Below are 12,280 nucleotides of genomic sequence, written 5' to 3' on the forward strand. Positions count from 1 at the left end.
GGCGCGTGGCGCGGCGGTTACACGCGTTCGATCGCGAGTGCGATGCCCTGGCCGACGCCGATGCACATCGTACAGAGCGCAAAGCGGCCGCCTGTACGCTCGAGTTGATAGAGCGCCGTGGTGATGAGCCGGGCGCCCGATGCGCCGAGCGGATGGCCCAGTGCAATCGCACCGCCGTTCGGGTTCACGCGCGGATCGTCGTCGGCCACGCCGAGCATGCGCAGCACCGCGAGACCCTGCGACGCAAACGCCTCGTTCAGCTCGATCACGTCGAACTGGTCGATGGTCATGCCGAGCTGGCGCAGCAGTTTCTGCGTGGCCGGCGCGGGCCCGATACCCATCACGCGCGGCTCGACGCCGGCGGTCGCCATGCCGATGACGCGCGCGCGGCGGCGCAGGCCGTACTGGTCGGCTGCCTGTGCATTGGCAAGCAGCAGCGCGCACGCGCCGTCGTTGACGCCCGATGCGTTGCCGGCCGTCACCGAACCATCCGCACGCACGACGCCCTTCAGCTTCGCGAGCGCTTCGAGCGACGTCTCGCGCGGATGTTCGTCGCGCGACACGATCACCGGATCACCTTTCTTCTGGGCAATCGAGACCGGCACGATTTCCTCGGCGAGCGTGCCGTCCTGCTGCGCACGCGCGGCCTTCTGCTGGCTGCGCAGTGCGAACAGGTCCTGGTCGGCACGGCTGATGTTGTAGTCGACCGCGACGTTCTCGGCCGTCTCCGGCATCGAATCGACGCCGTGCAGTTGTTTCATCAGCGGATTGACGAAACGCCAGCCGATCGTCGTGTCGAAGATGTCGGCCTGGCGCGCGAACGCGCTCGCGGCCTTGCCCATCACGAACGGTGCGCGCGTCATGCTCTCGACGCCGCCCGCGATCATCAGGCGCGCCTCGCCCGCCTTGATCGCGCGCGCAGCCGTGCCGACCGCGTCCATCCCGGAGCCGCACAGCCGGTTCAGCGTCGTGCCGGGTACGGCGGTTGGCAGGCCCGCGAGCAGCGCCGACATGCGCGCGACGTTGCGGTTGTCCTCGCCGGCCTGGTTCGCGCAGCCGTAGATCACGTCGTCGATCGCCGCCCAGTCGACGTCGAGGTTGCGCTCGATCAGCGCCTTGAGCGGCACCGCACCGAGGTCGTCGGCGCGGACGTCTTTCAGGGCGCCGCCGTAGCGGCCGATGGGGGTGCGAATCGCATCGCAGATGTAGGCGTCTGTCATGGGCGTATCGATGAGCAACGAACCCGCCGGGTGGCGGATTCGTTCATGGTAGAGAACGTGGCGGCGTTTGCACGTCGGCCATTCGGGTTATGCCGGTTGGCCAGCTTCCGCAGGTACCGCCTTCGGGGCAACATGGATGCGGCTTTGCACCACACGGAACCGGTTGGCGACGAACGCCGGGTCGGCCAGCGCCGCGTTGGCTGCCGGGTTCGCGCCCGTGCCGTGGAAGTCGGAGAAGGCGGCCGACTGGTTCACGAACACGCCGCCCGTCAGGTTGATCGACAGCGCGACACCGCCGCGCACCGCTGCGTCGTGTGCGGTGTCGAGGATTGCTTCATCGGTGCTGTAGACGGAGAGGGTCAGCGCGCCATGATCCGCCGCGATTTCGCCGGCGAGATCGAGCGACTGCGCGGTCGAATCGGTCGCGATCACGAACGAGATCGGGCCGAACCACTCCTGCGTGAATTTCTCGCGATCGGCCACGTCGAGTTGCAGCACGAGCGGCGTGCGCACGCGAGCATCGGGGAACGCGGGGTGCTGGAGTGTCAGGCTGTCGGCGAGCACGCGGCCGAGCTGGCGGGCGTCGTCGATGCGTGCGGTCACGCCATCGTTCTGGATTGCGCCGATCAGTTCGACCGAGCGTGCCGGGTCGCCGGTGAGTTTTTGCACTGAAACGGCAATTGCCTGCGCGACTTCGTCGAAGCTCGCATGGCCGTCCGCCGTGCGGATGCCGTCGCGCGGCACGTAGATGTTTTGCGGGGCCGTGCACATCTGGCCGGAGTACAGCGCCAGCGAGAACGCGATGTTCTTGGCGGCGGCCTTCAGGTCGTCGGTCGAGTCGATCACGATCTGGTTGACGCCTGCCTTCTCGGTATAGACCTGTGCCTGATGGGCATGGCGTTCGAGCCACGTGCCGTTCTGCGTGCTGCCGGTGAAGTCGATCAGCTTGATCTCGGGGCGCAGCGCGAGGTCCTGAACGAGGGCGCCGTCGTTGGGCTCGGTCGCGAGGAGCGTGACGACGTTCGGATCGAATCCGGCTTCGCGCAGGACGTCACGAGCGATCCGCACCGTGATCGCGAGCGGCAGGATCGCGCCCGGATGCGGTTTGACGATCACGGTGTTACCGGTTGCCAGATCGGCGAACAGGCCCGGGTAGCCGTTCCAGGTCGGGAACGTGCAGCAGCCGAGCACGAGCCCCGTGCCGCGCGGGACGACCATGTAGCGCTTGTGCATCGCGAGCGGCGGGTTCTTGCCTTGCGGCTTTTCCCAGTGCGCTTCAGCCGGGATGCGGCGCAGTTCGTCCCATGCATAGGCAACTGCCTCGAGCGCGCGATCCTGCGCGTGCGGGCCGCCGGCCTGGAACGCCATCATGAAGGCCTGCCCGGTGGTGTGCATCACGCTGTAGGCGATCTCGAAGCTCGCCCGGTTCAGGCGCGAGAGGATTTCGAGGCTGACGCCGACCCATGCGCTCGGGCCGGCTTCGCGCCACGTGCGTTGCGCGGCGGCCGCGGCGGCGATCAGTGCGTCGGGCGTCGATTTCGGATACCGGATGTCCAGTGCGATGCCGTACGGCGAGCGCTCCGCGCCGACCGTGTCGCCGGACGCCGGCTGATCGAGCGCGAACGTCTTGTCGAGGTGCGACTTGAACGCGGCTTCGCCGTCGGCGCTCGCGCTTTCCCCGTACACTTTGGGACTCGGCATTTCGGCGAACGGGCTCCAGTACCCGCGGCTCTCGATGGCGGCGAGTGCGTGCTTCAGCGTGTCTTCGTGCTTCGTGAACAGTGCGTGGGTCATGGCGGCAGCCTGATGAACGTTGAGAGGGATTGGATCGATTAATTAACCGACCGGTTGGTCGGAGAATGGTAGCATCAAATTATTCGCATGTGCGAGGCGTTTCTCATTTCATTGATCGAGGAGAAATAGATGGCTTACGAGAACATCCTGGTGGAGACCCGGGGGCGTGTCGGGCTGGTTACGCTGAACCGTCCGAAGGCGCTGAATGCGCTGAACGATGCGCTGATGGATGAGTTGGGCGACGCGCTGAAGGCATTCGACGCGGACGACGACATCGGCGCCATCGTCGTGACCGGGAGCGAGAAGGCGTTTGCGGCCGGCGCGGACATCGGCATGATGGCGACCTACTCCTATATGGATGTTTACCGGGGCGACTACATCACGCGGAACTGGGAGACGGTCCGCGAGATCCGCAAGCCGATCATTGCGGCGGTCGCGGGCTTTGCGCTGGGCGGCGGCTGCGAGCTCGCGATGATGTGCGACATCATCTTCGCGGCGGACACCGCCAAGTTCGGCCAGCCGGAAATCAAGCTGGGCATCATGCCGGGTGCGGGCGGCACCCAGCGTCTGCCTCGTGCGGTGTCGAAGGCGAAGGCGATGGACATGTGCCTGACCGCGCGTTTCATGGACGCCGCCGAAGCGGAGCGCGCGGGGCTCGTGTCGCGCGTGCTGCCGGCCGACAAGCTGCTCGACGAGGCGATTGCCGCCGCGACGACGATCGCCGAGTTTTCGCTGCCGGCGGTCATGATGGTCAAGGAGTCGGTGAACCGCGCGTACGAGACGACGCTGGCCGAAGGCGTCCACTTCGAGCGCCGGTTGTTCCACTCACTGTTCGCGACCGAAGACCAGAAGGAAGGGATGGCGGCATTCGTCGAGAAACGGAAGCCGGCGTTCAAGAACCGCTGATTGGGCTGCACCGCAGCGGGTGTCGGCGACGGGTTGGTACCGATTGCCGGCATGATTGCCCGGTCCTTTCTATCAAGAGCCCCCGTGCGCGTCAGCGCACGGTGGCTTTTTCAAATTTTCTTCACAAAGGGGCTTGCGCGAACGGGGCGGGGTGCATAGAATCACGCCTCTTTCGCGCTAACGGAAACGCGGCGCGGACGAGGGAAGCGAAGCAGTGTGAGTGTCTGGTTTCGGACGCTGGCGCTGCCGAAGAAGTTGAACCCCGCAGTCGCAACGAAGCAGTTAAAAAGTTGTTGACGAGCTGCGAAACACGGTTCATAATCTCGCTTCTCTGCTGCTGAAAACGCAGCGCTGCTGAGAAACACGAAGTTCCTCGCAGAATGCTCTTTAAAAATTAACAGCCGATAAGTGTGGGCGCTTGATGGAAGCGAGCTGATCCTCGGATCAGATAGCAAAAGTATCAAGAGTCTCACACTAAAGTAAGTCAGGTTTATGAAGCAATTCATATTCCTGTCAGCTTTGAGTGAGCGACCGGTTCTTAACCGAACCGAAAACAGTAACAGGTTTAAACTGAAGAGTTTGATCCTGGCTCAGATTGAACGCTGGCGGCATGCCTTACACATGCAAGTCGAACGGCAGCACGGGTGCTTGCACCTGGTGGCGAGTGGCGAACGGGTGAGTAATACATCGGAACATGTCCTGTAGTGGGGGATAGCCCGGCGAAAGCCGGATTAATACCGCATACGATCTACGGATGAAAGCGGGGGACCTTCGGGCCTCGCGCTATAGGGTTGGCCGATGGCTGATTAGCTAGTTGGTGGGGTAAAGGCCTACCAAGGCGACGATCAGTAGCTGGTCTGAGAGGACGACCAGCCACACTGGGACTGAGACACGGCCCAGACTCCTACGGGAGGCAGCAGTGGGGAATTTTGGACAATGGGCGAAAGCCTGATCCAGCAATGCCGCGTGTGTGAAGAAGGCCTTCGGGTTGTAAAGCACTTTTGTCCGGAAAGAAATCCTTGGCTCTAATACAGTCGGGGGATGACGGTACCGGAAGAATAAGCACCGGCTAACTACGTGCCAGCAGCCGCGGTAATACGTAGGGTGCGAGCGTTAATCGGAATTACTGGGCGTAAAGCGTGCGCAGGCGGTTTGCTAAGACCGATGTGAAATCCCCGGGCTCAACCTGGGAACTGCATTGGTGACTGGCAGGCTAGAGTATGGCAGAGGGGGGTAGAATTCCACGTGTAGCAGTGAAATGCGTAGAGATGTGGAGGAATACCGATGGCGAAGGCAGCCCCCTGGGCCAATACTGACGCTCATGCACGAAAGCGTGGGGAGCAAACAGGATTAGATACCCTGGTAGTCCACGCCCTAAACGATGTCAACTAGTTGTTGGGGATTCATTTCCTTAGTAACGTAGCTAACGCGTGAAGTTGACCGCCTGGGGAGTACGGTCGCAAGATTAAAACTCAAAGGAATTGACGGGGACCCGCACAAGCGGTGGATGATGTGGATTAATTCGATGCAACGCGAAAAACCTTACCTACCCTTGACATGGTCGGAATCCCGCTGAGAGGTGGGAGTGCTCGAAAGAGAACCGATACACAGGTGCTGCATGGCTGTCGTCAGCTCGTGTCGTGAGATGTTGGGTTAAGTCCCGCAACGAGCGCAACCCTTGTCCTTAGTTGCTACGCAAGAGCACTCTAAGGAGACTGCCGGTGACAAACCGGAGGAAGGTGGGGATGACGTCAAGTCCTCATGGCCCTTATGGGTAGGGCTTCACACGTCATACAATGGTCGGAACAGAGGGTCGCCAACCCGCGAGGGGGAGCTAATCCCAGAAAACCGATCGTAGTCCGGATTGCACTCTGCAACTCGAGTGCATGAAGCTGGAATCGCTAGTAATCGCGGATCAGCATGCCGCGGTGAATACGTTCCCGGGTCTTGTACACACCGCCCGTCACACCATGGGAGTGGGTTTTACCAGAAGTGGCTAGTCTAACCGCAAGGAGGACGGTCACCACGGTAGGATTCATGACTGGGGTGAAGTCGTAACAAGGTAGCCGTATCGGAAGGTGCGGCTGGATCACCTCCTTTCCAGAGCTATCTCGCAAAGTTGAGCGCTCACGCTTATCGGCTGTAAATTAAAGACAGACTCAGGGGTCTGTAGCTCAGTCGGTTAGAGCACCGTCTTGATAAGGCGGGGGTCGTTGGTTCGAATCCAACCAGACCCACCATTGTCTGACGTGTCGGTGATCGTTAGCGCTTTAGCGCTTACGAGTACCCCAAGCCGACCGGCTAACACCTGAGGATATCTGTACATGGGGGCATAGCTCAGCTGGGAGAGCACCTGCTTTGCAAGCAGGGGGTCGTCGGTTCGATCCCGTCTGCCTCCACCAATCTTCAATGACAAATATTCGAATGAAGTTTGTTCGAGTCTTTGTCATTGGCGATTGAGCCAGTCAGAGTGATACGTAGTATGTATCGGCTGTCGTTCTTTAACAATCTGGAAGAAGTAAGTAATTTGGATAGCGGAAGCGTCTTGAGATGGACGTGGAAACTATCCGGGTTGTGATTGTATCGATGTATCTCAAGATGATTCGAACTCTATGTTTGACTCAATTGGAATACGGCACAACGCGAAAACTCAACCTGTAACGACTGTCGGAGAGACAGACTCGTTATAGGGTCAAGCGAACAAGTGCATGTGGTGGATGCCTTGGCGATCACAGGCGATGAAGGACGCGGTAGCCTGCGAAAAGCTACGGGGAGCTGGCAAACGAGCTTTGATCCGTAGATGTCCGAATGGGGAAACCCACTCCTTTTGGAGTATCCATGGCTGAATACATAGGCCATGCGAAGCGAACGCGGTGAACTGAAACATCTAAGTAACCGCAGGAAAAGAAATCAACCGAGATTCCCAAAGTAGTGGCGAGCGAAATGGGATGAGCCTTGTACTCTTTATTTGTATTGTTAGCCGAACGCTCTGGAAAGTGCGGCCATAGCAGGTGATAGCCCTGTAGGCGAAAACAGTATGAAAGAACTAGGTGTACGACAAGTAGGGCGGGACACGTGAAATCCTGTCTGAAGATGGGGGGACCATCCTCCAAGGCTAAATACTCGTGATCGACCGATAGTGAACCAGTACCGTGAGGGAAAGGCGAAAAGAACCCCGGGAGGGGAGTGAAATAGATCCTGAAACCGCATGCATACAAACAGTCGGAGCCTCGCAAGGGGTGACGGCGTACCTTTTGTATAATGGGTCAGCGACTTACGTTCAGTAGCAAGCTTAACCGTATAGGGCAGGCGTAGCGAAAGCGAGTCCGAATAGGGCGTTCAGTTGCTGGGCGTAGACCCGAAACCAAGTGATCTATCCATGGCCAGGATGAAGGTGCGGTAACACGTACTGGAGGTCCGAACCCACTAACGTTGAAAAGTTAGGGGATGAGCTGTGGATAGGGGTGAAAGGCTAAACAAACTTGGAAATAGCTGGTTCTCTCCGAAAACTATTTAGGTAGTGCCTCGTGTCTCACCTTCGGGGGTAGAGCACTGTCATGGTTGGGGGGTCTATTGCAGATTACCCCGCCATAGCAAACTCCGAATACCGAAGAGTGCAATCACGGGAGACAGACATCGGGTGCTAACGTCCGGTGTCAAGAGGGAAACAACCCAGACCGCCAGCTAAGGTCCCCAAATATAGCTAAGTGGGAAACGAAGTGGGAAGGCTAAAACAGTCAGGAGGTTGGCTTAGAAGCAGCCACCCTTTAAAGAAAGCGTAATAGCTCACTGATCGAGTCGTCCTGCGCGGAAGATGTAACGGGGCTAAGCTATATACCGAAGCTGCGGATGCGTGCTTTGCACGCATGGTAGGAGAGCGTTCCGTAAGCCTGCGAAGGTGCGTTGAAAAGCGTGCTGGAGGTATCGGAAGTGCGAATGCTGACATGAGTAGCGATAAAGGGGGTGAAAGGCCCCCTCGCCGTAAGCCCAAGGTTTCCTACGCAACGTTCATCGGCGTAGGGTGAGTCGGCCCCTAAGGCGAGGCAGAAATGCGTAGCTGATGGGAAGCAGGTCAATATTCCTGCACCATTGTTAGATGCGATGGGGGGACGGATCGCGGAAGGTTGTCCGGGTGTTGGAAGTCCCGGTCGCTGCATTGGAGAAGGCGCTTAGGCAAATCCGGGCGCAGGATTCAAGGGTGTGGCGCGAGCTCCTTAGGGAGCGAAGCAATTGGAAGTGGTTCCAAGAAAAGCCTCTAAGCTTCAGTCTAATGATGACCGTACCGCAAACCGACACAGGTGGGCGAGATGAGTATTCTAAGGCGCTTGAGAGAACTCGGGAGAAGGAACTCGGCAAATTGGTACCGTAACTTCGGGATAAGGTACGCCCTTGTAGCTTGATGCCCCTGCGGGCAAAGGGTGAAGGGGTTGCAATAAACTGGTGGCTGCGACTGTTTAATAAAAACACAGCACTCTGCAAACACGAAAGTGGACGTATAGGGTGTGACGCCTGCCCGGTGCCGGAAGATTAAATGATGGGGTGCAAGCTCTTGATTGAAGTCCCGGTAAACGGCGGCCGTAACTATAACGGTCCTAAGGTAGCGAAATTCCTTGTCGGGTAAGTTCCGACCTGCACGAATGGCGTAACGATGGCCACACTGTCTCCTCCCGAGACTCAGCGAAGTTGAAGTGTTTGTGATGATGCAATCTACCCGCGGCTAGACGGAAAGACCCCATGAACCTTTACTGTAGCTTTGCATTGGACTTTGAACCGATCTGTGTAGGATAGGTGGGAGGCTATGAAACCGGAACGCTAGTTTCGGTGGAGCCGTCCTTGAAATACCACCCTGGTTTGTTTGAGGTTCTAACCTTGGTCCGTGATCCGGATCGGGGACAGTGCATGGTAGGCAGTTTGACTGGGGCGGTCTCCTCCCAAAGCGTAACGGAGGAGTACGAAGGTACGCTAGGTACGGTCGGAAATCGTGCTGATAGTGCAATGGCATAAGCGTGCTTAACTGCGAGACCGACAAGTCGAGCAGGTGCGAAAGCAGGTCATAGTGATCCGGTGGTTCTGTATGGAAGGGCCATCGCTCAACGGATAAAAGGTACTCTGGGGATAACAGGCTGATACCGCCCAAGAGTTCATATCGACGGCGGTGTTTGGCACCTCGATGTCGGCTCATCTCATCCTGGGGCTGTAGCCGGTCCCAAGGGTATGGCTGTTCGCCATTTAAAGAGGTACGTGAGCTGGGTTTAAAACGTCGTGAGACAGTTTGGTCCCTATCTGCCGTGGGCGTTGGATATTTGAAGGGGGCTGCTCCTAGTACGAGAGGACCGGAGTGGACGAACCTCTGGTGTACCGGTTGTCACGCCAGTGGCATCGCCGGGTAGCTATGTTCGGAAGAGATAACCGCTGAAAGCATCTAAGCGGGAAACTCGCCTTAAGATGAGATATCCCTGGGGACTAGATCCCCTTGAAGGGTCGTTCGAGACCAGGACGTTGATAGGTCAGGTGTGTAAGCGCAGTAATGCGTTCAGCTAACTGATACTAATTGCCCGTAAGGCTTGATCCTATAACAAGTCTGTCTCGATGCCCGTTAGCGCTTTAGCGCTTACGGACATCGAGCGTCGAGTGCAGCGCACTCGACGTACAGCGGTTGAGTAACCGCGTACGTGTGAGATACAACCTCACAACCCCAAAATTACTGCTTCTTCCAAGATTGGTCGCGCTGCGAAGCAACGCGACAACCCTCTTTGCCTGATGACCATAGCGAGTCGGTCCCACCCCTTCCCATCCCGAACAGGACCGTGAAACGACTCTACGCCGATGATAGTGCGGATTCCCGTGTGAAAGTAGGTAATCGTCAGGCTCCCTAAGCCAGAAACCCCCGCCCGTAAAGGCGGGGGTTTTTGCATTTCGGCGGCCGAAATGTACGCGGGTTGGGCGAGGTCCTCGCCGCCCAAGCCACACTCTCTCTCAGCGCAACCTATTGCGTCACCGAATTCTCTCAATGATCGATATGTTTCGTGATTTACTGGCATATTGATCCCATCTTCGATCAAAGCTGCACTCCGAACACAGCGTTGGCAGTGCAGTTCGCTCCCCGCGAAGACATGCGTCGCAACTGAAACCCCCCCGTTCCTCCCAACGCTCTTCGCGGTCAAATAGCCCAAGATCCGTACGAAATGAACGCTTTATTCGGCGCGTCCACGTAAAATTTGCGAATCCCCATCCCAGCATTCAAAACGATGAACGCCGCCACACAGGTAGCCCGGGCCGTTTGCCCGCACGATTGTCCGGACACGTGCGCAATGCGCGTGACCGTCGAGAACGGCAAGGCGATCAAGGTGACGGGAGATCCCGACCATCCGCCGACGCAGGGCGTGCTGTGCACGAAAGTCAGCCGATACGCCGATCGTGTTCATCATCCCGATCGCCTCACGGTCCCGCTGAAGCGCGTCGGCGCGAAGGGGGAAGGGCGTTTCGTACCGATCAGCTGGAACGAAGCGTTCGACGAGATCGGCCGTCGCTTCGGGGAAATCGCCGTGCGTGCACCGGAAGCGATCGTGCCGTACAGCTATGCGGGGACGATGGGGCTCGTACAGGGCGAGGGCATCGCCCAGCGGTTCTTCCACAAGCTCGGCGCATCACGGCTCGAGCGCACGATTTGCGCGGCCGCCGGCGCGGCGGGGCTTCGTTACACATACGGCGGAAGTCTTGGCATGCACCTCGAGCATTTCGAGGAAAGCGAGCTGATTCTGATATGGGGCGCGAACCCGATCGCATCGAGCCTGCACTTCTGGACGCGTGCGCAGGAAGCAAAGCGCCGCGGCGCACGTCTCGTCGCGATCGACCCGTACCGGTCGCTGACAGCGGAGAAATGCCATCAGCACATCGCATTGAAGCCAGGTACCGACGGCGCGTTTGCGCTCGGCATGATGCACGTGCTGATGACTGAAGGTCTGCTCGATCACGACTATATCGCCAGCCATACGCTCGGCTTCGACGCGCTCAAGGAGCGGGCGATGTCCTATCCGCCGGAGCGCGTTGCGCGGATCTGCGGCATCGACGTGTCGGAACTGGTTGACCTTGCGCGTCGATACGGCGCCACCCGCAAGGCATCGATTCGTCTCAATTACGGCATGCAGCGCGTCCGGGGCGGCGGCAACGCCGTGCGCGCGATTGCAAGCCTGCCGGCGCTGACGGGGGCGTGGCGAGATCGGGCCGGCGGGCTGTTGCTCTCGTCGTCGGAATCCGCACCAGTGAACCAGTCGGCACTGCTGCGCCCGGATTTGATGCCGGGTTGGCCGCACAAGCTGCCGCGCATCATCAACATGAACGCGATCGGTGACGCGCTGTTGCACGCGGGCGACGCGACGTTCGGGCCGAAGGTCGAGGCGGTGATCGTGTACAACTCGAATCCGGTGGCCGTCGCGCCGGATTCTTCGAAGGTCGCGGCGGGGTTCGCGCGCGACGATTTGTTCACGGTCGTTCTCGAGCATTTCAAGACAGATACCGTCGATTTCGCCGACATTGTGTTGCCGGCTACCACGCAGCTCGAGCATCTGGACGTCCATAAATCGTACGGCCATACCTACGTGATGGCGAACCTGCCGTCGATTCCGCCGGTGGGAGATGCACGGCCGAATACGGAGATCTTCCGCGGCATCGCGCGCAGCATGGGACTCGACGAGCCCGCGCTCTATCACAGCGACGAAGAGGTCGCGCGCGCGGCGCTCCGGTGGGACGATCCGGCGCTCGACAGCGACTGGGATACGCTGAAGCGGGACGGCTGGCTGAAGCTCAAGCTGCCGGAAGCGCCGTTCGCGAATGGCGGTTTCCGCACGCCGTCCGGCAAGTGCGAGTTTTACAGCGCACGGCTCGAGCAGATGGGCATGGACCCCGTTCCCGACTACCTGCCGCCGTTCGAATCAGCCGAGGCCGCGCCCGAGCTTGCTGCACGCTATCCGCTCGCGATGATTTCGCCGCCAGCCCGTCACTTCCTGAACAGCACGTTCGTGAACGTCGACAGCCTGCGTACGACGGAAGGCGAGCCGCATCTCGACATCCACCCGTCCGACGCCGAAGCGCGCGGCATTGAGGAGGGCGACGTCGTCCGCATCTTCAACGACCGCGGATCGATGCAGGCGCTCGCGAGAGTTACCGATCGCGCTCGCGCGGGGCTCGTTGTCGGGCTGTCGATCTGGTGGAAGAAGCTGTCGCCGGACGGCAGGAATGCGAACGAGGTGACGAGCCAGGCGCTGACCGATCTCGGCAATTCGGCGACGTTTTACGATTGCCTTGTCGAAGTTGAGCGGATTTGATCGAATACCCCCGTATGATCAGACGAATTTCGACGG

Annotated in this window: 4 protein-coding genes, 2 tRNA genes and 3 rRNA genes; 7 read left to right on the plus strand and 2 right to left on the minus strand. The window is 59.3% G+C overall.

The features are described 5' to 3' along the window. Window positions 1–17 precede the first annotated feature (17 nt). Together pcaF and paaN are read right to left on the minus strand one after the other, a co-directional pair. On the minus strand, window positions 18–1,220 hold the full coding sequence (gene pcaF / locus ACN22W_RS02645; RefSeq protein ID WP_419686103.1) for a 3-oxoadipyl-CoA thiolase: 1,203 nt from the start codon (window positions 1,218–1,220) through the stop codon (window positions 18–20). Between the two features lie 87 nt (window positions 1,221–1,307). Next, window positions 1,308–3,014: a phenylacetic acid degradation protein PaaN gene (gene paaN, locus ACN22W_RS02650; RefSeq protein WP_419686104.1), complete on the minus strand. Its 1,707-nt coding sequence runs from the start codon at window positions 3,012–3,014 to the stop codon at window positions 1,308–1,310. Window positions 3,015–3,143: 129 nt separating this feature from the next. Here paaN and ACN22W_RS02655 point away from each other — a divergent pair, with 129 nt between their 5' ends. The 7 genes from ACN22W_RS02655 to ACN22W_RS02685 all read left to right on the plus strand — a co-directional run bounded on the left by ACN22W_RS02655 (window position 3,144) and on the right by ACN22W_RS02685 (window position 12,244). Next, window positions 3,144–3,920 (plus strand): enoyl-CoA hydratase, encoded by a 777-nt coding sequence (locus ACN22W_RS02655; protein WP_129513627.1) that lies wholly within the window; start codon window positions 3,144–3,146, stop codon window positions 3,918–3,920. Between the two features lie 567 nt (window positions 3,921–4,487). Beyond that, a 16S ribosomal RNA gene (locus ACN22W_RS02660) occupies window positions 4,488–6,020 on the plus strand. 63 nt (window positions 6,021–6,083) lie between these two features. Further along, a tRNA-Ile gene (locus ACN22W_RS02665) sits at window positions 6,084–6,160 on the plus strand. An 86-nt stretch (window positions 6,161–6,246) separates the two neighbouring features. Then, window positions 6,247–6,322 (plus strand) — tRNA-Ala (locus ACN22W_RS02670). A gap of 288 nt (window positions 6,323–6,610) precedes the next feature. Further along, a 23S ribosomal RNA gene (locus ACN22W_RS02675) occupies window positions 6,611–9,492 on the plus strand. A 184-nt stretch (window positions 9,493–9,676) separates the two neighbouring features. Further along, window positions 9,677–9,789, plus strand: a 5S ribosomal RNA gene (gene rrf / locus ACN22W_RS02680). The 16S, 23S and 5S rRNA genes sit together here with 2 tRNA genes alongside, the layout of an rRNA operon. Before the next feature lie 379 nt (window positions 9,790–10,168). Beyond that, the gene (locus ACN22W_RS02685; protein WP_419686106.1) at window positions 10,169–12,244 is read left to right on the plus strand and encodes a molybdopterin-containing oxidoreductase family protein; all 2,076 of its coding nucleotides are present in this window, start codon (window positions 10,169–10,171) and stop codon (window positions 12,242–12,244) included. The last annotated feature ends 36 nt before the right edge of the window (window positions 12,245–12,280 follow it).

Origin of the sequence: Burkholderia theae, from assembly GCF_048565265.1 — a bacterium.
GTDB lineage: Bacteria > Pseudomonadota > Gammaproteobacteria > Burkholderiales > Burkholderiaceae > Burkholderia > Burkholderia theae.

Excerpts from the sequence above, each read along its gene's own strand:
- pcaF (WP_419686103.1), bottom strand. The coding sequence starts at position 1,220 with ATGACAGACGCCTACATCTGCGATGCGATTCGCACCCCCATCGGCCGC.
- paaN (WP_419686104.1), bottom strand. The coding sequence starts at position 3,014 with ATGACCCACGCACTGTTCACGAAGCACGAAGACACGCTGAAGCACGCA.
- ACN22W_RS02655 (WP_129513627.1), top strand. The coding sequence starts at position 3,144 with ATGGCTTACGAGAACATCCTGGTGGAGACCCGGGGGCGTGTCGGGCTG.
- ACN22W_RS02685 (WP_419686106.1), top strand. The coding sequence starts at position 10,169 with ATGAACGCCGCCACACAGGTAGCCCGGGCCGTTTGCCCGCACGATTGT.